Source organism: Hyphomicrobium sp. (assembly GCF_051860585.1).
In the GTDB taxonomy this organism is placed as follows: domain Bacteria; phylum Pseudomonadota; class Alphaproteobacteria; order Rhizobiales; family Hyphomicrobiaceae; genus Hyphomicrobium_C.
In genome coordinates, this window is sequence record NZ_JBHYDS010000001.1 from 189,862 (window position 1) to 210,839 (window position 20,978).

Consider the following 20,978-nt stretch of genomic DNA (forward strand, 5'->3'; position numbering starts at 1 on the left):
CTCGCTAGCGCGCGAGCAGCAATCCGGAATCGATCAGGCGGCGATGGAACGTCAGGATTTCATCGCGCTTGGTGCACGTAAAGTACCGGCCTTGGCAGACATTGAGCAGGCGCAGTCGTTCGTGTTGCGCATCCGACAGCGGCAGGCGGGCGGCATTGAGCAACAACGCGCCGAGATAGGGCACGTCCAGCACGTCGACGTCCGGTAGCGGACCGGGATCGAAATTGATGCCGTCGACCGTGTAGTACGTGAGGTAGCCGGGCGACTCCGGCGTCATCGTCATGTCCTCGGTGGCGGTCGCGGCATTGAAGCCGAGAAACGGACGCGTCACGACGGGCTGATGGTCGCCATACTGGACGATCAGGAAACGCTCGTTCGGGAAACGGCGGACCAGCTCGGCGCGGAAATAATCGTAATCCATCTTCGCCATGCCGACGCGGCGCAGGTATTCATGCATCTTCGGCGTCGGACCGCCGCCCGGAACGTCGACTTCCGGCATATAGGGCGGCTCATACGGCAGGTGGGTCGCGGCCGTGATGATGAAGTTGAACAGCGGCGCCTGCGATTGCCGGAAGTGGCTCTGCATGTTGCGCAGCGCGTTGTCGTAATAGAAGCGGTCGCGCTCGTTGTACTTTTTCGCGCCCTGGGCTTTGCGATCCAGGATCTCCGAGAAGCCGATGGCGCTATAGAACCTGCCGCTCGAAACGAAGTCCTTCTGCATTGGATAATAGAGCATGTTGCGGTAGCCGCAGCGCGCCAGCGTCTCGGGGAGGGTGTCGCGCACCTTGCCCTGCATCAGAGACTGCACGAACGGGCGCATGCCGCCGAACGACAGCGTCGACACGCCGGCGAGAACCGAGAATTCCGTCAGCCAGGACGCGCCGCCATAGGTTTCCACGCGCAGCTTGTGCAGTCCGCCATCGGCGGAGCGGAAGAACGGGTCGAGGCCCTTGTCGTAGCGGATGCCCGGAAAGAAGTTCGGAGGGAAGACGCTTTCCTGATGGATGAGAATGATGTTCGGCGGCCGTTGCACCGGATGGCACGACGCGGGTGCGGCGAGCATGCTCGTTCCGCCGTTGTGCGGGGCGGCTTCGATGAGCTGCCCTTGCCATAGGGTCTCGATCGTCTCCGCCCACGACAGATAGAACGACGAGACGTAGTGGTGATCCCAATAATAGAGCGTGTGATGGCGTCCGCCCTTGTTCGCCACCGCGAGGGCGGTCGTGGCCAGCGCAAGCAGGAGGACACCGCCCGCGGCGGGGCGCGCGATGCGCGTCGGGTCGAGGCGAAACAGGAGCCAGCCCAGCCCGGTCAACGCGCCCATGGCGGCGAAGAGGGCGAGCACCTCGGTGCGGAAGCCGCTCCAGAGAAATGACAGCGTGTCCCACGACAGCAGATAGAAGACGATGTCGTAGGCGTGGAGCGTCATGCCGAGATAGTGGCGCTTGACCTCCGACACGGCGACGATGAGCGCAATGGCGCTCGCCACGACCGCGGTCGAGAACAGCACGCGCCGGGAGGCGAGCAGCACCGACGATGCGAGCGCCACCGTCACGCCGGTGGTGAACGTGATGGTCCACCAGGGCCATTCGTGCCGGACGAAATAGGACCACATGGCGGCGGCCAGGACGGCAGAAATCATCCAAGCGGCGGCGTGCCGGTTCGCCAGGCGATCCCGGGCGACGGCGCGAACCAGATCCATGAACCCGTGGCGTTTGGGATCAAACAGGTCCGTCGTCATGCTGTCTTTTTGGACCTATGGGAAGGAGGGTCGCACAGTCTTTGTGGAAGACTGTCACGAAGTCAAACTTCAGATATACGACAGTATCGCAACAACCGCACGCCGGGTGAATGTCCCTGTTTTCGGGGGCTTTATTGCGGCGCCGCAGACGGGCGCCTCCCCTCACCTGCAAATTTTCGTGCCGAGAATTATTCCGGGCGGGCGGCCAGCGTGGTGATCCGGCACCACACCCCAACACCACACCCGGACAAAGGCGGCGGCGGCCATATTAAAGCTCAGAATCAATTACGTTCTGCGGCAATCTCGGAGCTGTCGAATGGACCCTCGATGACGTCTGCCGTCTGCCGTTTCCTTGGCTCGCTTCTGCTCGTCGCCACTTCCGCGGCCGCTGTCTCAAGCTCCATTTCCACGCCGGCATCCGCCAAGTCGCCCGGCAAGACCTATTGCTACAACACCATCTGCCATAGAGTTAAGACTCTGGCGGAAATGGAGAAGCTGGTCGGCTTCGAGGAGGTCGTGACGGCGTCGTATTACGACGACTGCAAGACCGACAAGAACAACCCCTGCTCGGCCTTGTCGTCCGGCGAGGACTTCCGCCCGGATCTGCCCGACAACGCAGCGAGCCCGGTCTACCCCAACGGCACCATCCTGATTTTGCTCAACCCCAAGACCAACGCGTCGCTCCTCGTGCGGGTCAACAACTCGGGTCCCTACGCCAAGGGACGGCTGCTCGACGTGTCGCGCGCCGCGGCGGAGCAGCTCGGATTCGTCAAACTCGGCGTCACCAAGCTCAAGGTGACCGTGATCAGCGGGCCGTTAAGCTAAACGCGCGACCACACCCCTCCGAAAACAAGTCCCACCGCCGTGCACGTCTGGGAGACGCCCGAGCAGGTCGAGGGCGCGGCTGGAGCGCGCCCGCGTGGCGGAGGAAGAGCGGCTCGAAGCCCTTGAAAGGAAACGGCAGGACGAGAAGTGGGAGCAGTTTTGGAAAGACGTGGATCGGGATTTGCGGCCTCCTTAGGGTATTATTCCTCCGCTCAAACCGGCGTCATTTATGGTTTGCGACCGGCCAGCGATAAATTTTGCCATTTTTACGGCCGACACTTTCGAATTAATATAATCCGGTCGAGGCGAAAGAGACCCGGGGGGCTCGATTGTTTCATGCACGCCCATTTGCTCGGCCCGCAGCGGTCTCGTCGCTGATCGTGAGCGTTTGCCTCGGCGGTGTTTGCCTTGCGGGCGTTGCGCAGGCGCAGGACAAACATCCCGCAGCCGCGTGCAAGGAGCCCGGTGACCTCGCCGTTCTCGCTTCGCCCATTTCGCCCTGGAAAGGCGCGCCGCTGCGCGTCGTGTTCACGTCCGAGCAGGCGCTCGCGGGCGAGCTTTCGCTCGTCGCACCGGATGGCAAGGTGGCGACGACTTCGCGCGACCGGCACGGCGGGCCGCCCTATTTCTGGTTTGCCGAGGTGGCGGCGCCCGTCGCCGGTGCCTGGAAAGCCGTTCTCAAGCGCGACGGCGCGACCACCGAATGCAGCACCATCACGCGAGACATCGGCGTGCAGGCCAAGGCCCCGGCCCGGCCGCGCGGCAGCGACAAAAGCATTTGGCCGGTCCGCGATGCGTGGAGCCGCGGGACGGAAAACCTTTATTCGGCGTGGATCGAAAAGCTGTTCGACGCGCCGCTCGACGAGGCGCCGTCATGGCCCGCCCTGCACGAGGTTCTGCGCGATCGCTCGCGCAACGTGCTGTTCAATCACCTCGGCCTCGGCGAAGACGAGAAGGGCTTGATCATCCGGCCCGATTGCGCCGATCTCCCGTATTTCCTGCGCGCCTATTTCTCCTTCAAGATGGGGCTTCCGTTCGGCTACGCGAAGTGCACGCGCGGCGGGGCCGGCCAGCCGCCCCGGTGTGCGCAATGGTGGAACATCGAGAAAGAGGAGCCACCGCCCGCTCCGCCGCCGGGCCAGAAGATCGCGGCTGACGGCGACTTCTTCGGAATGTTCGGGGGTGCGCCCGAGGCGGCGGCGCCCCTCGTCAAGCTGCCTCCGAAGCCGCAAGGGCTGGTGCCGGGCTTTGGCTACTATCTCCGCACGACGGTCGCCAACGGGGTCCATTCCGGATCCGGGCGAACGCTCGCTGCCGACAACAGCACCGATTACTACCCCGTCTCCCTCAAGCAGGAGACGCTCCGGCCCGGCGCGATCTATGCCGACCCCTATGGGCACGTCCTGGTGTTGACCAAGCGCGTGGCGCAGACGGATGACGCGGCCGGCGTGTTTCTCGCCGTCGACGGCCAGCCCGACGGCACCGTGGCGCGCAAGCGCTTTTGGCGCGGCAACTTCCTGTTCGCGCAGGACCCGGCGCTCGGAAGTCCCGGCTTCAAGCGGTTCCGGCCGGTCGTGCGCGAGAAGGGGTCCCAGCGCCGCTTGACCAACGCCGAAATCGGCAAGAACCCCGAGTACGGCGACTTCTCGCTCGACCAGACGCAACTCTCGGTCGAAGACTTCTACGACCGCATGGAAGACGTGATGTCGCCCGCGCCGCTCGATCCGATGCGCGCCATGAAGGAAGTCATCACCGCGCTCGAAGAGCAGGTGAAGGCGCGCGTCACATCGGTCGAGAACGGGCGGAAGTACCAGACCGGTGGAGGCGCAGAGGTGGCGATGCCCGACGGCGCGTCGATCTTCGAGACCACGGGGGCCTGGGAGGACTTCGCAACGCCATCGCGCGACCTGCGCCTGTTGATCGCCATCGATGTGGTGCGCGGCTTCCCGGAACGCGTCGCGCGCCGCCCGGAACGTTATGCGATGCCGACGGGGAAAACCGCGGCGGACGTCAAGCTCGAGCTGGACAACGTGCTCGCGAGCGAACTTGGATCGCGCAAGTTTTCCTATACCCGGACCGATGGCACGCCCTGGACGCTGACGCTCAAGGACGTCATCGACCGGACCGGTGCGCTCGAAATGGCCTACAACGTCAACGACTGCGTCGAAGCCCGGTGGGGCGCGCCCGACACGGCCGAGGAAGCGCTCACCTGCAAACGGCGCGCTTCCGGCACGCAGCGGACCAAGATGACCGAGTATCGCGCCTGGTTCACCGAGCGCCGCCGCCCACCGCGCGGATAAGTCCAAGCTCAGAGTTGCAAACGCCTCTTTCGTAGGGCGAGACGTATGGCATAAGGGCGCCTGAATTGTCTTCAGGACCCGCGCGCATATGATCCGTCTCGACAATATCGGCAAGCAGAACGGCCATCAGATCGTCTTCATCGAAGCGTCTGCCGCGCTTCACAGGGGCGAGAAGATCGGCTTGGTCGGCCCGAACGGCGCCGGCAAGACCACCCTTTTCCGCATGATCATCGGCCGGGAGCAGCCGGACGAAGGGCAAGTGTCCACCGATCGCGGCATTACGATCGGCTATTTCAGCCAGGATGTCGGCGAGATGTCGGGCCGCAGCGCCGTCGCGGAGGTGATGGACGGCGCGGGGCCTGTGAGCACGGTCGCGGCCGAGCTCAAGGAGCTGGAAACGGCCATGGCCGATCCGGACCGGGCGGACGAGATGGACGAGATCGTCGCGCGTTATGGAGAGGTGCAGGCGCGCTTCGAAGAGCTGGACGGATACGCGCTCGACGGCCGCGCGCGCGAGGTGCTGGCCGGGCTCTCGTTCAGCCAGGAGATGATGGACGGAGATGTCGGCGCGCTTTCGGGCGGCTGGAAGATGCGCGTCGCGCTGGCGCGCGTGCTGCTGATGCGCCCGGACGCGATGCTGCTCGACGAACCGAGCAACCATCTCGACCTCGAAAGCCTGATCTGGCTCGAGCACTTCCTCAAAAGCTACGAAGGTCTGCTGCTCATGACCTCGCACGATCGCGAGTTCATGAACCGCATCGTGACCAAGATCGTCGAGATCGACGGCGGATCGCTCACCACGTATTCCGGCAATCACGACTTCTACGAGCAGCAGCGCGCGCTCGCGGAGAAACAGCAACAGGCTCAGTTCGATCGTCAGCAGGCGATGCTGGCGAAGGAGATCCGCTTCATCGAGCGCTTCAAGGCGCGCGCGTCGCATGCGGCGCAGGTGCAGAGCCGCGTCAAGCAACTCGCCAAGATCGACCGGGTTGAGCCGCCGAAGCGCCGCCAGACGATCATGTTCGACTTTCCCGCACCGCCGCGCTCCGGCGAGGACGTCGTGAGCATCAAGGCCGTGCACAAAGGCTACGGCAGCAAGCGCATCTACGACGGGCTCGATTTCCATGTGCGGCGAAAGGAGCGGTGGTGCGTGATGGGCGTGAACGGCGCGGGCAAGTCCACGCTGTTGAAGCTGATCGCCGGATCGACGGCGCCGGATGCCGGCACGGTCAACGTCGGCGGCAGCGTGAAGATGGGTTACTTCGCTCAGCACGCAATGGACCTGCTGGACGGGGACCGCACGGTGTTCGAAACGCTGGAGTATGCCCATCCGCAGGCGGGCCATGGATCGCTGAAGTCGCTCGCGGGCTGCTTCGGGTTCTCGGGCGACGACGTCGAAAAGAAATGCCGCGTGCTCTCGGGCGGCGAGAAGGCGCGGCTCGTGATGGCGAAGATGCTCTACGATCCGCCGAATTTCCTGGTACTGGACGAGCCGACGAACCATCTCGACATGGCGACGAAGGAAATGCTGATCACGGCGCTCTCCGAATACGAAGGCTCCATGCTGTTCGTTTCGCATGACCGGCATTTTCTCGCCGCGCTCTCCAATCGCGTGCTGGAGCTGACCCCGGACGGCGTCCACACGTATGGCGGCGGCTACACGGAATACGTCGAGCGCACGGGCTACGAGGCTCCGGGCCTTCAGAGCTGAGCACCTGCGCAGAAGCCTTCCACGCATGACTGCCCATCCCGGCGCGCAATACTTACGCCGGGAGGCGATGCTTACGGCGAAGTAAGCGGGGCCTCGGGAACGACCCTCACAGGAGCCACGTTTCCGATGCGCGCGCGTCATGCGCGAACACAACTCGGAGTACCACGTCATGAATAAGCTCGCATTGGGGCTCGCTCTTTCGGCAGCCCTTGTCTCCGCGCCTGCGTTGGCGAAGAGCGACGCGGCAAAGATGAAAAGCACTGAGGCCATGTCGCAGAGCGAGATGCTCAAAACCCCGGGCCAGAACCGCGAACCGGGTGAAAACGGCACGTTCCAAGGCAAGCCCGTTGTTGAAGGCCCGGCTCACTGGCCGAAGGTGATATCGGACAATGCTTCATCTGGCTCATCGACCGGAGAGGCGGGTAGTGCCGGCAAGTCTGCTACGCACAATTAGGCGTGCGATTTTCAGGCTGCTCGACACGTCTTTTCACCGCGTCTCCACCAAACTTGGCCCGCACAGCGGGCCATTTCTTTTTGGCAATCCGGCCGCTGGAGCGCGCGGCGGACTTATTTCACCTCGATCACTTCACCTCGATAGGGCCGAGATCGACGTCGCCGGCGCGTGCGGTGCCGTTGCGGTCGGCGGGCGAGTCCGCAAGAAGCTTGCCCGCGCCCAGGGCGGGCGAGTCGGCGGTCGGCGTGAAGTCGTTCGGGCTTCCGCCGACGACTGTCGGGAACTTGGCGAACCAGCTCGCGGAAAAGTCGTCGCGCGAAATCTCGTCGTTGCCGGGCTCGCGTCCTTCGAGCCTGCCGGAGACATAGAGATTGCCGCGGTAGACGTTGTCGCTGGCGGTGCCATCGACCTCCATCAGCAGAGCGGACGGATTGGCCGCGACCGCGCCTCCGTCGACCGTCACGCCCAGCAGAACGTTGTTGGCGAACAGATTGCGAGTGGAGTTGGCTGTGAACTGGACGCCGTGCTTGCCGGTGGTGATGAACAGGTTGTGCAGCACCTTGTTGTCGCTCGATCCGAGCTTCGGATTGTCGGTCTCTTGCCAGAAGCTCACGTTGTGGCGCACCTGCGGGCCGAAGACGTTGTTGCGGACGACACTGCGCCGGACACTGGTGAAATTCGGCCCGGACGACGCGCCATCGTGGAAGTAATTGCCTTCGACCAGGAAGTAGTCGCTGGCGCCGCGCCCGCCCTCTCCCTCGCCGGCATAGGCGTCGCAGCGGGGATCATCGAAGGGAATGCCTTCGTCGGCGCAGGTGGAGGCGGGGTCGGCGTTGATCTGGAAATCGCTCGACAGGTTGCCGTAGGTCTCGTTGAAACGGACGATGTTCCAATCGCTGCCGTTGGAGATGTAGATCCCGTGCCCGTCATCCTTTTTGGCGCCGAAGCCGAGGTTGGCCTCCCACACGTTCCAGTCCGACTGGCCGGAGAAGAAGGGATCGCGGTCCTGATCGTTGCCGGTCGAACGGAGGATGGCGATACCGCGCGAGTGCTGGCTGGCGTCGTAGCCTTCGCCGACCACGCGCACGCCGTACTTTCCGCCGGTCATGTGGAATCCATCGACGGCGATGTAGTCGGCGGCCTCGAAGTTGAAACAGCTCGCGCGGCCGCTCTTGCAGCATAACATCGAGACGCCGATGGACTTGTCCGTATTGCGCTCGGCATAGAGCACGACGGGCTCGTCGTAGGTGCCGCCGGTCTCCTTGGTGAAGTTGAAGCAGGCGTCGTATTTGCCGCGCAGGAAGTGGATCTTTGTGCCCGGCGTCGCGCCCAGCACGGCGTCTTTCGCAGCCGCCGGCGCTTCCGGGCTCGCGCCGTCGCCACGTCCGTCCGGGCTCACGAATACGGTCTTCGAGGGCTTCCACGCGGGGTCGGTGTAGTAGCGGTTGAACTGCTCGGCGAAGCCCATGTATTTGGCGCCGCGCGCGACGGCGGGTTTGCCCGGCAGTGCCGCGGGCGCGCTGACCGCTTCGTTGGATGCGGCGGAAGCCTCTTCAGATGCGGGAGCCGCGGGCTTCGCTTTTGCCTTGGGCTGAGCGACGGTGGGCGCGGGTTCTGGTGCGGTGTCTCGTGTGGTGTCCGGGCCGCCTTCCTTGAGCTTCTTCACGTAGGCGCGCGCGAGATTGGATAGGAAGCCTTCCGGGTAGCTTTCGAGAAACGCGTTCCAGCCCTCGATCGTGCCGAGCTCCTTGGCGGCGTCGAAGGCCTCCTTGGCGGGAACGTCGTCCTGCTGGGCGAAGGCGACCATGCCGGGGCCAGATGGGGGAGCCGCCAGCGGGATCAGGAGCGCGGCGGCAGCGACGAGGCCCAGGGCACGGAGACGGCTCATGATCATCCTGTCGGTTCGACTTACGGCTGACGTTTTAGAGGGAAAGGGCTACCCGGACAACGTCGGCTGGCTGACGGCCGTTCCACCTTCGAGCGGTCCCGCGGGGAGGCTGGGTGGCTGGCCAGACCCAGGCGCCAGCGGGTCACGTCAGAACATGTGCACGCTCTACGCCATGACCAAAAGCCGGGACGCGGTGCGGGCCTGCCCGGCTCGTCATGCCTACAAATGCTGCTCGACATCCATCTGCTGATGCAGGATACGCGTGAAATCGATGCCGTAGGCGACCTCTTTGAAAAACACGAAATGCGATCCAGCGGCGTATTTGAGATAGCCGGTACGGACATGCTCGGCGGAGCGGCCTTTCAGCTTGCCGTTTGCCAGCGCCGCAATCACATCGACGATCTTGGAATGGTAGATGTCGGCCTGGGCTGGCGACCAGTGCTCGGCGGTATAAAACCCTTTCAAGGTCGGTACGCGCCTTTGGCCTAAGCTTGTATTCCTTACCTCTTGTCGGCATGGCGTGTGTGCACGTCGGCGAGGAACGCCTGATTGTCGAACGGTTCCGCTGACCCGCTCTCTTCACCTTCGATCAGGGCGTCACGCAGCGACTTCAGTTGAACCTCCCGGTCCTCCAGGAGCCGCAGGCCCGCCCGCACGACTTCGCTGGCCGAGCCGTAGCGACCGCGTGAGACCTGCGCGGCGATGAACTGATTGAAATGCTCGCCGAGGGCGATGGACGTATTCTTGCTCATCTTGGCACCTCCCAATATGTACCAATATATAATATATATTGGTAGCTCTCAAACAGATTGGCTCGTCGAACCATCGACTAGAGTGGCGCGACGCTGATCCGCCTGAAGCCGATGCCACCGCCGCCAGCCACCGCGGCGCTTTGGGCCAACAGATTGACTTCGAACGGGATCTCCAGCATAAGAACGCCAGCGTGGCGGGCCCTAGGGTTCGTGGCGTTAAGAGCGCTGTCCGAGGCTCAGGTTGCGGATTTTGGCAACCCATTGAAAGTGTGCGATTAATTTCGCACCGCCACAGGGCGCGGAGAGACCTAAAGCGCTAAAAATGCGCGGAAAAGAGGCATCCATGTACGCTGTCATCAAGACGGGCGGCAAGCAGTATCGCGTCGCTAAAGACGACGTGATCATTGTCGAGCGGCTCACCGTCGAAGACGGGAAGAAGATCGAATTCACCGAAGTGCTGCTGATGGGCAGCGGCGCCGACATTAAGGTCGGCTCGGCCCTTCCAACGGGTGCAAAAGTCACGGCTGAGCTGGTCGAGCAGACCCGCGGCCCGAAGCTCATCGCCTTCAAGAAGCGCCGCCGCAAGAACTCGCGCCGCAAGCGCGGTCACCGCCAGGATCTCTCGAAGATCCGTATCACCGCCATCTCTGCCTAAGGCATCTGTGAGCGCGTCATTCGCTGCTCCGAAATAGAAGGAACTTCACGTCATGGCACAAAAGAAAGCCGGCGGTTCAACCAAGAACGGCCGCGACTCGCATTCGAAGCGCCTCGGCATCAAGCGCTACGGCGGCGAGCACGTCATTCCGGGCAACATCCTCTGCCGCCAGCGTGGCACGCAGTGGCATCCGGGCACGGGCGTCGGCATCGGCACCGATCACACCATCTTCGCCGTCGAAGAGGGCAAGGTGAAGTTCGAGGCCAAGCGCAACGGCCGCATCTATATCTCGGTTCTTCCCGAGAAGCTCACGGCGGCCGAGTAGGCCAGCCTTACTCTTCCAATTGACGAGGGGGGATGGGCGCCATCCCCCCTTTTTCTTTCTCGCGGCCAACGTAAGCTGACCATCCTCAAGCTTTGGACCTCAATGACGAAGCCGATCACAACCCGACGCCTCAAGCTGCGCGCTCTGCGCGACAGCGATGCGCCGGAGCTTGCCCGGCTCGCCGGCGACTGGGATGTGGCGCGCATGACGGCCCGCATTCCGTACCCGTATTCGGCGGCGCTCGCGCGCGAGTGGATGGACACGCTGGGCGACGACGAATTCGTGCGCGTGATCGAGTTTCAGGGCGCGCTCATCGGAGCAGTCGGCTACGTGGCCGGGACCGACCGTTCGGCCGAGATCGGGTACTGGATCGGCAAGCCGTGGTGGGGCCAGGGCTTCGCGACGGAGGCCGCTTCCGCGCTAGTGCGTCATTGTTTTACGCGGGCGGGCTTCAAGCGGCTCACCTGCTGCCATTTCGACGACAACCCCGCGTCGGCGCGGGTGATCAGCAAGCTCGGCTTCACGGCAGCCGGGCAAACCACGGCATGGTGCGATGCGCGTCATGCCGAATTTTCCGCTCGGACTTATCAGCTCAGCCGACCGATGACGGCCGTCTTCTGGAGGCGCTCGGCATGAAGTTTCTCGACCTCGCCAAGATCTACATCAAGGCCGGTGACGGCGGTAACGGATGCATCGGCTTCCGGCGTGAGAAGTTCATCGAATTCGGCGGTCCCGACGGCGGCGACGGCGGCAACGGCGGCGACGTGATCGTCCAGTGCGTCGACAATCTCAACACGCTGATCGACTACCGCTATCAGCAGCATTTCAAGGCGCAGCGCGGCATAGACGGCGCAGGCAAGAACAGGGCTGGTGCCAACGGAGAGGACTTCATCGTCAAAGTTCCGCCCGGCACGGTGGTGCTCGCTGAGGACCAGGAGACGGTGCTCGCCGAAATGACCGAGGTGGGGCAAAGCTTTGTCGCCGCGCACGGCGGCAACGGCGGCTTCGGCAACGCCCATTTCAAGAGCGCGACCAACCAGGCGCCGCGCCATGCCAATCCCGGCCGGCCGGGCGACGAATTGACGATCTGGCTGCGCCTGAAGCTGATTGCGGATGCCGGTCTCGTGGGACTTCCCAACGCAGGCAAATCGACGTTTCTCGCAACCGTCTCGGCGGCAAAGCCGAAGATCGCGGACTATCCCTTCACCACGCTGCATCCGAACCTCGGTGTCGTGCGCGCGGGCGATCGCGATTTCGTGCTGGCCGACATTCCGGGCCTGATCGAAGGCGCACATGAGGGCGCGGGGCTCGGCACGCGCTTTCTCGGCCATGTGGAGCGCACGCAGGTTCTGCTGCATCTCGTCGATGCGACGCAAGAGGACGTGGGCGAGGCCTATCGCACCGTCCGCCGCGAGCTCAAGGCGTACGCCCTGGACCTCGGCAAGAAGAAAGAGATCGTGGCGCTGTCGAAAATCGACTCGCTCGACGCCGAGACGCTGGAAGTGCGCCTGGCCGAGTTGCAGAAGGCTGCGCGAAAGAAGCCCATCGCGCTCTCGGCCGTATCAGGCGCCGGCGTCAAAGAGGCACTGTTCGCACTGACGCGGGAAATCACGCGCGCCGTGACGAGCGAGCAGGCCGCCAACAACGCCGACGAGCAGAAGCCCTGGCGGCCTTAGGGATTTTTTCCTGAGCTCGCAAGTGCCCGCGGAGTAGGGGTTCGCCCTTACGAACGGAACCGGGTTTGCGGCGCTGCGCCCTCGATCCCATTTATTGAAAATCGCAACCCGCCGGTGCGCCGAGGGGAGCCGTTGCCTCGCGTTACGGCACCACATGATGCGCACCCCGTGACAGTCGAGGATACAATGCGCATGGATGCGAAAATTCCGGAACAAGCGGAGATAATTCGATAACTCCTGCCATGTAACCTATTGAAGTCGAACTCGTCATGATCCACTAATTAACTGTTGCAGAGGGCACTTAAAGGGTTGCCCCGAGTACGGTTTTCGAGCCTTCAGGGGGACCTTCGTGCTTTCTCATATTTCTTCCAATCACTTTGGAAAGGCGTTTTCGCGCGTTGCGTACGCCTCGCTGGCAATTGCCGCCATCGCACAGTTTTCCGCACCGCAAGCCGCAGCGCAGGAACAACAGCGCAGCAAGTCCAAGCAGCGCGCCGCCGCAGCGAAACCTGCGCCGATCAGCACTGAGGGGCCGCTGACGCTGCTCGTGTCGCTCAATCAGCAGCGCATGTTCATCTATGACGCGAACGGCATGGTGACCCAGACGCGCGTCTCCACCGGCAAGCCTGGGCACGAGACGCCGAAGGGCATCTACAGCATCATCGAGAAGAAAGAATTCCACGAGTCGAACATCTATCTCGGCGCGAAGATGCCCCACATGCAGCGCCTGACGATGACCGGCATCGCGCTGCACGGCGGCGTCATTCCCGGCTATGCCGCCTCCGGCGGTTGCGTGCGCCTGCCGTTCGATTTCGCGCGCCGCTTCTTCAATGTCACGGATATCAACCAGCGCGTGGTGATCGCACCCGATGTGCAGTCGCCTGTCGCCTTCGAGCACGCCGCGCTGTTCTCGGCCCTTCCTTCCGTTTCAGAGAGCCCGGCTCCGGAACGGCGCGCTGACGGCGCCGGCGTGACCGCGCTCAAGGTTGCCGACGCCCTGCTCGGCTCCGCTTCCGCGCATGCGGCGACCGGCCCGGCCGATCGGACGATCGAAACCGCGGCTGAAGCCCGCCGCGCCGAGCGCCAGCGCCTCGTCGACGCGATCCCGCACGCCGCCGAAACCCGCACCGCCGCCATCGACGCCGAGAAAGCGGCCGGCAAGGCGCTCGCCGAAGCGCGCGCCGCCGCCAAGGACGCCCGCTCCGTAGCCAACAACGCTGCGCGCGAGGCCGACAAGGCCAAGGACGCTCTGAAGGCGCAGGAACGCAAGCTGAAGCGGATCGTGGCCAGCATCCCGACCAATACGTCCAAGATCCGCGCCGACCGTCTTGCGGATCTTCAGGCCCAGGAAGCCGCGGAGCGCGGACGCATCGCCCCGCAGACGGAGGAAGCCAATCGCGCTGCGGAAACCGCCGACACTGCCGCCAAGGCAGCGAAGGCGGCTGACGCCGCCGCCGATGCCGCGCAGGACGCCCTGAAAGCGGCGAAGGCCGAGGTGAAGAACACGGCCAACGCCGAAACGGTCGCCAGGAAGGCCGTCGACGCGTTCGACCGCCGCGAAGCCAACCGTTCGTACCCCGTCTCGGTCTTCGTCAGCTCGGCGACCGGCATGGTGCACATCCGCCAGGGCTTCGAGCGCGTCATCGAGGCGCAAGCCACGATCGAGAACCCGAGCATGCCGCTCGACACGTTCGTGTTCACGGCGCTCGACTGGCAGGACGGGAGCAAGACCGACCTCAAGTGGACTGCGACGGAAGTAAACGAATATTCCACCCGCATGAGCAGCCTCGACGTCGACGGTGGCTTGAGCCGCAAGAAGCGCCAAGCTGCGCCGCAGGAGGTTGCCGCACCGCTTGCCTCCGACGCAGAGAAGGCCAAGCGCACGCTCGACCGCATCAAGTTCCCGAAGGAAGTCAGCGACCTCATCGCCGAAGTCGTGAAGCCCGGCTCGACGCTGATCGTTTCGAGCTATGACATGGCCCGCAGCGAGACGCGTTACGCCGGTACCGACTTCGTGGTCCAGATGCCGGAAGTCGTCGCCAAGATCTCGAAGCCGACGCCGCGGCCTGCAGCTGTGCAGGTGGTCGAGGACAACAGCAGCAACAGCGGCTGCTTCTTCTTCTGTGGCTCGTCGTCTTCGTCGTCGTCGTCGAGCAAGGCCAACAAGCGGGTCAAGCAGCGGAGCAACGGTTCGAAGTCCGCGGTCTACTAGGCCTCACTCTGCCCGTGCGAATTGAAAAGCCCGGCCGCGCATCGCACGGCCGGGCTTTTGATTTGGTCGAAGCCTGAACGCGTCAGATGTCCTGGTCGCGCGCCGTCGTTTGCAGTGAGCCAAGCACGGTGCCGCTCCACCTCTCGACCTTCTCGGGCAAGAATGTGAAGCTCTGAAGCTTATAAACCAAACCGTCTTTCATCACGGTCTGCTCATCGCCGGGGATTGCTTGCGCCGGGAGATAGGGCGCACACGACGCCTTGGCGATCTGCTTGTTTACGGCGTTTGCGGCCATGATCTCATTCTCGCCGCGGGCCTTATAGTTCAGAAATGCGATCTGATCGGCCTTCGCGTCGCAGAAATATCCGCGAACCGTTTCGGCCTGATCGCTAGCGGCCGATGCGCCGTGAGCCAAACCCACCGCGCCAATGACTGCGGCGAGCGCCACCTTCTTCAAGGAAAAACCAGCAGAACCGTCGCCTTCGGGCATTAGGACCTCCAAGGATTCGAGACGGACAGCCACACACGTCATCGCGCGCGCCCAACCGAACGAGTCCGTCCCTCACGTCCGCGTGTTCTTATTTTTCCCGAAAGGCTAAGTGAACATTTGCACTATCACAAGTATTTTATCCGGCGTGATCCGGGCAACTTGTGCACTGACGTGTCAGGCCATGTCGGTCGGCTTGCGCAGGCCGCCCATCGCGACACCCAGGAACAGCCCGGCGATGAAGCCGCCAACGTGGGCCATGTAGGCCACCCCGCCTTGTTCCGTTTGCGCCGTGTTGGCGATCGATCCGACGCCGCTGACGAGCTGCAGCGCGACCCAAAAACCGAGCACGATGAACGCGGGCATGGCGACCACCTGCCTGCCGAGCAGAACGTTGACTCGGGCCTTGGGGAACATGAGCAGATAGGCGCCGAGGACGCCCGCGATGGCGCCCGAGGCGCCGACATTCGGAATGGCCGAAGCCGGGTTCACGGCATACTGCGCGAAAGTCGCCGCGAGCCCGGATGCAAGATAGAACAGCAGGAAGCGGACGGAGCCGAACCTGTCTTCGACGTTGTCGCCGAAGATCCAGAGGTAGAGCATGTTGCCGCCGAGATGCATCCATCCACCGTGCATGAACATGGCGGAGATGAGAGTGAGCGTGTCGGCCGACGGGTCATTCGAGAAGCGCGCCGGAATGAACGCCCATTCCGTGATGAAGGCGTCTCCCCGCTGAAGCTCGAGCAAAAAGACGCCGATGTTGATGGCGATGAGAGCGAAGGTGACGATTGGCGTGCCGCGTCGTGCGCTGTTGTCATCACCAATGGGAAACATGATCGCTCCTCGCAAATCAGCAGATAGCGGCGGCAGCGTGCAACCCTGAGTATATCCCGTCTGAGTATATCTCGCGCCGAAAGCTAGTGAATCACGATTCACTTTGCGAATTAAGAGAGCGGGTGAGTTTGCAAGACGCGTGCGTCCCCAACGGCACAAGGCCGACCGGCCATCCGTTTGGATGGGGGCACGCGTATGCTGTTGAAACCGGACTACATTCCGCTCGGCGCCTCGCTGGGCGTATCAGGAGCCCGGCGCGTTTTGCACAGATGTTAGGCGCGGCAGGCGCGTGCGCGGCGAAATTCGGTTGGCTCGCAAAGGCCGCGGCGGATGGTTTCACGCATGGTGCCGAAGTGGGTCGAGTCGATCCTGATGATCTCCGCGGCCGGAACGCGTTTCTTCACGGCGGCAACCAGCCCCTCGCGCCTGGCCTCGGGGAGCAGCTCGTCCTGCAGTCCGATCACGAACCGGCTGCCGGGAGCGAGGTTGTCGAGGTGATCGATGGTGTGATGTCCGTCGAGCGCGCGCGTGAAATCGCAGACGCGGTACCCCTTCTCCTCGGCGTGCGCTTTGACGTGGCGCGAGGCCGGGCTTTCCCACAACGTCAGATCGCCGCGATCGGCGGAGGCGACGGAGCACAGGCGCGCGCCGATGCGGTTGGCGAACATCGTCGCGGCGGCGTTGCCGATGCTGAGGCCCACTACGAGAAGTTGATCCGGCGTCAGACGCGAGCGCTCGAAGCTTCGCGTCGCATCGTCCACGACAGCGTGCAGAGCCTGGATGCAAAGCTCCGGCTCGGAGCTCACGATCGCGCGCGGCATCTCATAACAGGCGAGATAATTTTCTGGAACGATGCGCCGCGCCATCGCGAGGCGATACGGCATGCACCACGGCAAAAAAACGATCGTGGCCGAGCCGGGGTCGCCTTCAATACGCAGGAACGCTGTAGACTCGTCACCGACCGGACGTTCCCTCAGGTCGGCGTCGCTCACTATATGCAGCATGGCCCTCACAACGCATTATGCACCGTAATAGTTCCGGTGTTGCAGATGAGGCCTTATCGGTCAAATTTCGAGCACAGATATGACGCCGGGTACGGTCGTCATGCGGCCGATCGTCCTTGCGGAGAGGTCATATCGTCCCTTCGGTGATATCGGGATCGGCTGCTGATATCCCTCCAATTGCAGCTCAAATTTCAACTCGGCCTTGCCTGGGCGCAGCAGAGACTTGAGTTGATCGATGATGGCTGGATTTTTTATCATGGTGTCGCCGTCGATTACGGCCGTAACGGTGCGCGGAAGCTGCTCCATCGCATCGTCGAGCGATTTGACATCCTGCACGCGCATCTTCAACGCGTCGCCATCACGCTCGCCTTCGACGGACAGCAGCACGGCCTTCCCGGATTCCAGAAGCTGGCGCGAGTTGGCGAGCGTCTCGGAGAAGATGACGGCTTCGAACTGGCCGCTCGTGTCGGAAAACATCGCGAAGGCGAACTTGTTGCCCTTCTGCGAACGCCGCTCGCGCGCCGCGATGACGATGCCCGCGAGGCGGCCCGCAGTAACGCCACGCGCGCTTGCGGCTTCGAAATCGACGTAGCGATGGACGCCCAGCTTGGCGAGCGCGCGCTCGTATTGATCGAGAGGATGACCTGAGAGGAAGAAGCCGACGGCCTCGAATTCCTTCTGGAGCTTTTCCATCGGCGTCCAGGCCTCGGCAGGCTTGAGCTTCAGGACGACGGGCGCAGCGCTCGTTTCCATGCCGCCAAGCAAGCTTCCCTGCCCGGTGTGCTCCTCATCTGCTTTTTTGCCGGCTTCCGCCATGATCTGTTCGACGTTGCCGTGGACGAGGGCCCGGCTTTTTTCGAACATGTCGAAGGCGCCAGATGCGGCGAGCGTTTCGAGCGCGCGCTTGTTCACCGCCTTGGTGTTGACGCGCGAGGCGAAGTCCGCGAGCGAGGTGTACGGTCCCTTGTCATTGCGGCTTTCGACAATGGTTTCGACGGCGGACGCGCCGATGTTCTTCAACGCGGCAAGCGCGTAGCGGATCGCGCCGCGCTCTTCTCCCTCCGCCTTGTGGGGAGGGCCGGGGTGGGGGGAATCCCCTCTGCTGCCGTTCTGGGTTTCCCCCCTCCTAACCTCCCCCACAAGGGGGGAGGGATTGCTTCGTGCGGAGGCGGGAGGCTCGGCGAGAAACTCGACGGCGGAGGCGTTGACGCACGGCGGCAGCACGCGGATACCGCTCTTCTTCGCCTCGGCCGCGAACATCGCGAGCTTGTCGGTATTGCCGGCGTCGAGCGTCATGGAGGCGGCCAGGAACTCCTCGCGGAAGTTCGCCTTCATGTAGGCCGTGTGATAGCTCACGAGCGCGTATGCGGCGGCGTGAGATTTGTTGAAGCCGTAGCCTGCGAACTTGTCGACCAGCTCGAAGATGTAGACCGCGTCGTCCTTCTTGACGCCGTTCTTCATCGCGCCTTCAACGAACAGCGCCTGCTGCTTCGCCATCTCGTTCTTGTCTTTCTTGCCCATGGCGCGGCGCAAGAGGTCGGCGTCGCCGAGCGAGTAGCCCGCCATCACCTGGGCGATCTGCATCACCTGTTCCTGGTAGATGATGACGCCGTGGGTCTCGCGCAGAGTGCCTTCAAGCAGCGGATGCAGGCAGTCGACAGGCTCCTCGCCGTGCTTGCGATTGATGTAGGTCGGAATGTTGTCCATGGGGCCGGGGCGATACAGCGCGCCCATGGCGATGATGTCGTCGAAGCGATCGGGCTTCAGGCGCTTCAAACTTTCGCGCATACCCGTCGACTCGAACTGGAAAATACCAACCGTGTCGCCCTTGGCGAGAAGCTCGTAGGAGCGCTTGTCGTCGAGGGGCAGCGCCAGAAGGTCGATCTCGATGCCGCGACCACGCTTCACCAACTCGACCGCCTTGGTGAGCACGGTGAGCGTCTTCAGGCCGAGGAAGTCGAACTTCACGAGGCCCGCCGCTTCAACCATCTTCCAGTTGAACTGGGTGACGGGCATGTTCGACTTCGGGTCGCGATAGAGGGGCACGAGTTCGTCGAGCGGCCGGTCGCCGATCACCAAGCCAGCGGCGTGCGTCGAGGCGTGGCGGTAGAGGCCTTCAAGCTTCTGGGCGACCTCGAGCAGGCGCGCGACCATCGGATCGGAGTCGCGTTCTTCCTGCAGCTTCGGCTCGCTCTCGATCGCCTCGGGCAGCGTCACCGGGCTGGCCGGATTGTTCGGCACGAGCTTGCAGAGCCTGTCGACCTGACCGTACGGCATCTGCAGCACGCGGCCGACGTCGCGCAAAACGGCGCGCGCCTGCAGCTTGCCGTGGGTGATGATCTGCGCGACGCGGTCGGCGCCGTATTTCTCCTGGACGTAGCGGATCACCTCGTCGCGGCGATCCTGGCAGAAGTCGATGTCGAAGTCCGGCATCGAGACGCGTTCGGGATTGAGGAAGCGCTCGAACAGCAGGCCGAACTGCAGCGGGTCGAGGTCGGTGATGGTAAGCGACCAGGCGACGACCGAGCCCGCACCGGAGCCGCGGCCGGGGCCGACGGGGATGCCGTGCGCCTTGGCCCATTTGATGAAGTCGGCAACGATCAGGAAGTAGCCGGGGAACTTCATGCCGGCGATGACGTCCAGCTCGAAGGCGAGCCGCTTGGCGTAGTCCTCGGCGGAGAAGCCTTCGGCGGTGCCCTGCACGGCGAGGCGCTTGCGCAGGCCCTCCTCGGCCTGGCGCTTGAGCTCCAATTCCTCGGCGGCCGACTGGTCCCCGTTCGGCGCGTGCTCGGCGGCGACGAAGCGGGGCAGGATGGGCTTGCGCGGCAGCGGGCGATAGGCGCAGCGCTGCGCAATCTCGATGGTGCTTTCGAGCGCTTCGGGGAGATCGGCAAAGACAGCCGCCATATCCTCGGCGCTCTTGAAGTAGTGCTCGCGCGAGACGCGGCGGCGCTCGTCCTCCGTCACCATGCGGCCTTCGGAGATGCAGAGCAGCGCGTCGTGGGCCTCGTAGTCGTCGGGGCTCGCGAAGTAGACCTCGTTGGTGGCGACGAGCGGGATGCCAAGTTCATAGGCGAGCGCGATCAGCTGCGGCTCGATCTCCTCTTCCGATTTGAGGCCGTGCCGCTGCAGCTCGACGTAGAGCTGGCCGTTGAAGATGCGGGCGAGGCGCGTCAGCCGCTCGCGGGCGAGGTCGAGCTGGCCGTCAGTCAGCGCACGGCCGATGGGACCGAGCGGACCGCCGGTGAGCACGATCAGGCCTTCGCGATGGGCTTCGAGGGCTTCGATCTTGATGTGCGTCGGCTCGGTCGGGTCGGGCAACAGGAAGGCCTGGCTCGCGAGCTTGATCAGGTTGGCGTAGCCGTCCGGATTGGAGGCCATCAGCGCGACGGGCCCGGCAAGGCGCACGGCCGGCTCGTTCTGGCCCGGTCTCATGAGGGCGTTGGCTGGCGCGACCGCGTCGCGGAAGTCGATCTCGTACGTGGCGCCGACGATGGGCTGGATGCCCGAGCCCGCGAGCTTTTCGGAAAACTCAAGCGCGCCGAACAGATTGCTGGTGTCGGTCAGGCCGATCGCGGGCATGCCGGCTGCTTCGGCCAGCTTGGCGATCTTGGCGATCGGCAGCGCGCCCTCGAGCAGCGAATAGGCCGAATGGGTCTTGAGGTGGATGTATTTTGGTAGGTCCGGCTGCGCTGTCATTTCTGTCCTAACTGTCGTCGTGCCCGCCCCGAGCCCCCTCACCCTAACCCTCTCCCCAAGGGGAGAGGGAACTGCGGCTTCCCCGCTCTCGCGTCACAACTCAGCCCTTTGGGAGCAGTGAGGGCGAATGTCCCATTTCGCATCTCCCAATCGAGCGCGTTCTTTCACCTCTCCCCCTGGGGAGAGGTCGGGAGCGATCGCAGATCGCTTCCGGGTGAGGGGGCGCGATCGCGGTGCGGTGTGAAATTTCACATCGTGTCAACCGGTCTAACCCGATTCGGAGGGGCGCTTCGGCGGCCCGGGCGCCCGCCTCCCCGCGTGAGTTGTATGATCCCCGTGATCCACAGTCGATATATAGGCAACCGTACTGGCGAACGCGGCTTGCCAGAGCGAAGCGGGGCAAGTACCGCTTGGC

The 20,978-nt window shown here is 63.7% G+C and carries 17 protein-coding genes; 9 read left to right on the forward strand and 8 right to left on the reverse strand.

Annotated features, from left to right (window positions below):
* Nucleotides 1-4: 4 nt before the first annotated feature.
* A complete protein-coding gene (locus ACTIFK_RS00860) occupies nucleotides 5-1,741 on the reverse strand; it encodes a sulfatase-like hydrolase/transferase (protein WP_439541146.1) in 1,737 nt (578 codons plus the stop codon).
* A 327-nt stretch (nucleotides 1,742-2,068) separates the two neighbouring features.
* On the opposite strand from ACTIFK_RS00860, the gene ACTIFK_RS00865 reads away from it, so the two are divergent.
* The 4 genes from ACTIFK_RS00865 (at nucleotide 2,069) to ACTIFK_RS00880 (ending at nucleotide 7,031) form a co-directional block, all read left to right on the forward strand.
* Nucleotides 2,069-2,566, forward strand: coding sequence for a septal ring lytic transglycosylase RlpA family protein (locus ACTIFK_RS00865; protein ID WP_439541147.1), 498 nt, complete (start codon nucleotides 2,069-2,071; stop codon nucleotides 2,564-2,566).
* A gap of 329 nt (nucleotides 2,567-2,895) precedes the next feature.
* Nucleotides 2,896-4,866, forward strand: a complete 1,971-nt coding sequence (locus ACTIFK_RS00870) for a hypothetical protein (RefSeq protein ID WP_439541148.1) — start codon at nucleotides 2,896-2,898, stop codon at nucleotides 4,864-4,866.
* Nucleotides 4,867-4,954: 88 nt separating this feature from the next.
* Nucleotides 4,955-6,577, forward strand: coding sequence for an ABC-F family ATP-binding cassette domain-containing protein (locus ACTIFK_RS00875; RefSeq protein ID WP_439541149.1), 1,623 nt, complete (start codon nucleotides 4,955-4,957; stop codon nucleotides 6,575-6,577).
* A gap of 169 nt (nucleotides 6,578-6,746) precedes the next feature.
* Entirely contained in the window at nucleotides 6,747-7,031 is a 285-nt protein-coding gene (locus tag ACTIFK_RS00880) for a hypothetical protein (RefSeq protein WP_439541150.1), read from the forward strand.
* A gap of 127 nt (nucleotides 7,032-7,158) precedes the next feature.
* Here ACTIFK_RS00880 and ACTIFK_RS00885 read toward each other — a convergent pair whose 3' ends face one another.
* The 3 genes from ACTIFK_RS00885 to ACTIFK_RS00895 all read right to left on the reverse strand — a co-directional run bounded on the left by ACTIFK_RS00885 (nucleotide 7,159) and on the right by ACTIFK_RS00895 (nucleotide 9,671).
* Nucleotides 7,159-8,919 carry a right-handed parallel beta-helix repeat-containing protein gene (locus ACTIFK_RS00885; protein WP_439541151.1) on the reverse strand — a complete coding sequence of 587 codons (1,761 nt, stop codon included), beginning with the start codon at nucleotides 8,917-8,919 and terminating at the stop codon, nucleotides 7,159-7,161.
* 219 nt (nucleotides 8,920-9,138) lie between these two features.
* A complete protein-coding gene (locus ACTIFK_RS00890; protein ID WP_439541152.1) occupies nucleotides 9,139-9,384 on the reverse strand; it encodes a type II toxin-antitoxin system RelE/ParE family toxin in 246 nt (81 codons plus the stop codon).
* A 35-nt stretch (nucleotides 9,385-9,419) separates the two neighbouring features.
* A complete protein-coding gene (locus tag ACTIFK_RS00895) occupies nucleotides 9,420-9,671 on the reverse strand; it encodes a type II toxin-antitoxin system ParD family antitoxin (RefSeq protein WP_439541153.1) in 252 nt (83 codons plus the stop codon).
* 343 nt (nucleotides 9,672-10,014) lie between these two features.
* Between ACTIFK_RS00895 and rplU the strand changes: the two genes are divergently transcribed.
* The 5 genes from rplU to ACTIFK_RS00920 all read left to right on the forward strand — a co-directional run bounded on the left by rplU (nucleotide 10,015) and on the right by ACTIFK_RS00920 (nucleotide 14,539).
* Nucleotides 10,015-10,326, forward strand: coding sequence for a 50S ribosomal protein L21 (gene rplU / locus ACTIFK_RS00900; RefSeq protein ID WP_439541154.1), 312 nt, complete (start codon nucleotides 10,015-10,017; stop codon nucleotides 10,324-10,326).
* 52 nt (nucleotides 10,327-10,378) lie between these two features.
* Nucleotides 10,379-10,651: a 50S ribosomal protein L27 gene (gene rpmA, locus ACTIFK_RS00905; protein WP_291149629.1), complete on the forward strand. Its 273-nt coding sequence runs from the start codon at nucleotides 10,379-10,381 to the stop codon at nucleotides 10,649-10,651.
* A gap of 102 nt (nucleotides 10,652-10,753) precedes the next feature.
* Nucleotides 10,754-11,287: a GNAT family N-acetyltransferase gene (locus ACTIFK_RS00910; protein WP_439541155.1), complete on the forward strand. Its 534-nt coding sequence runs from the start codon at nucleotides 10,754-10,756 to the stop codon at nucleotides 11,285-11,287.
* Nucleotides 11,284-12,327 (forward strand): GTPase ObgE, encoded by a 1,044-nt coding sequence (obgE, locus tag ACTIFK_RS00915; protein ID WP_439541156.1) that lies wholly within the window; start codon nucleotides 11,284-11,286, stop codon nucleotides 12,325-12,327. The genes ACTIFK_RS00910 and obgE overlap by 4 nt, the downstream gene beginning before the upstream one ends.
* 349 nt (nucleotides 12,328-12,676) lie before the next feature.
* Nucleotides 12,677-14,539: a L,D-transpeptidase family protein gene (locus tag ACTIFK_RS00920; RefSeq protein WP_439541157.1), complete on the forward strand. Its 1,863-nt coding sequence runs from the start codon at nucleotides 12,677-12,679 to the stop codon at nucleotides 14,537-14,539.
* A gap of 82 nt (nucleotides 14,540-14,621) precedes the next feature.
* On the opposite strand, the gene ACTIFK_RS00925 is transcribed toward ACTIFK_RS00920, so the two are convergent.
* From ACTIFK_RS00925 to dnaE, 4 genes are all read right to left on the reverse strand, one after another.
* Nucleotides 14,622-15,029 (reverse strand): hypothetical protein, encoded by a 408-nt coding sequence (locus ACTIFK_RS00925; protein WP_439541158.1) that lies wholly within the window; start codon nucleotides 15,027-15,029, stop codon nucleotides 14,622-14,624.
* 174 nt (nucleotides 15,030-15,203) lie between these two features.
* A complete protein-coding gene (locus tag ACTIFK_RS00930; protein WP_439541159.1) occupies nucleotides 15,204-15,860 on the reverse strand; it encodes a rhomboid family intramembrane serine protease in 657 nt (218 codons plus the stop codon).
* 272 nt (nucleotides 15,861-16,132) lie between these two features.
* Nucleotides 16,133-16,864, reverse strand: a complete 732-nt coding sequence (locus ACTIFK_RS00935) for a hypothetical protein (RefSeq protein ID WP_439541160.1) — start codon at nucleotides 16,862-16,864, stop codon at nucleotides 16,133-16,135.
* A gap of 60 nt (nucleotides 16,865-16,924) precedes the next feature.
* Nucleotides 16,925-20,563: a DNA polymerase III subunit alpha gene (gene dnaE, locus ACTIFK_RS00940; RefSeq protein WP_439541161.1), complete on the reverse strand. Its 3,639-nt coding sequence runs from the start codon at nucleotides 20,561-20,563 to the stop codon at nucleotides 16,925-16,927.
* Nucleotides 20,564-20,978 lie beyond the last annotated feature (415 nt).

Coding starts and splice junctions, on each gene's coding strand:
- ACTIFK_RS00935 (WP_439541160.1), bottom strand. CDS start 16,864: ATGCTGCATATAGTGAGCGACGCCGACCTGAGGGAACGTCCGGTCGGT.
- obgE (WP_439541156.1), top strand. CDS start 11,284: ATGAAGTTTCTCGACCTCGCCAAGATCTACATCAAGGCCGGTGACGGC.
- ACTIFK_RS00925 (WP_439541158.1), bottom strand. CDS start 15,029: ATGCCCGAAGGCGACGGTTCTGCTGGTTTTTCCTTGAAGAAGGTGGCG.
- ACTIFK_RS00875 (WP_439541149.1), top strand. CDS start 4,955: ATGATCCGTCTCGACAATATCGGCAAGCAGAACGGCCATCAGATCGTC.
- ACTIFK_RS00885 (WP_439541151.1), bottom strand. CDS start 8,919: ATGAGCCGTCTCCGTGCCCTGGGCCTCGTCGCTGCCGCCGCGCTCCTG.
- ACTIFK_RS00930 (WP_439541159.1), bottom strand. CDS start 15,860: ATGTTTCCCATTGGTGATGACAACAGCGCACGACGCGGCACGCCAATC.
- ACTIFK_RS00860 (WP_439541146.1), bottom strand. CDS start 1,741: ATGACGACGGACCTGTTTGATCCCAAACGCCACGGGTTCATGGATCTG.
- ACTIFK_RS00880 (WP_439541150.1), top strand. CDS start 6,747: ATGAATAAGCTCGCATTGGGGCTCGCTCTTTCGGCAGCCCTTGTCTCC.
- rplU (WP_439541154.1), top strand. CDS start 10,015: ATGTACGCTGTCATCAAGACGGGCGGCAAGCAGTATCGCGTCGCTAAA.
- rpmA (WP_291149629.1), top strand. CDS start 10,379: ATGGCACAAAAGAAAGCCGGCGGTTCAACCAAGAACGGCCGCGACTCG.
- ACTIFK_RS00895 (WP_439541153.1), bottom strand. CDS start 9,671: ATGAGCAAGAATACGTCCATCGCCCTCGGCGAGCATTTCAATCAGTTC.
- ACTIFK_RS00910 (WP_439541155.1), top strand. CDS start 10,754: ATGACGAAGCCGATCACAACCCGACGCCTCAAGCTGCGCGCTCTGCGC.
- dnaE (WP_439541161.1), bottom strand. CDS start 20,563: ATGACAGCGCAGCCGGACCTACCAAAATACATCCACCTCAAGACCCAT.
- ACTIFK_RS00865 (WP_439541147.1), top strand. CDS start 2,069: ATGACGTCTGCCGTCTGCCGTTTCCTTGGCTCGCTTCTGCTCGTCGCC.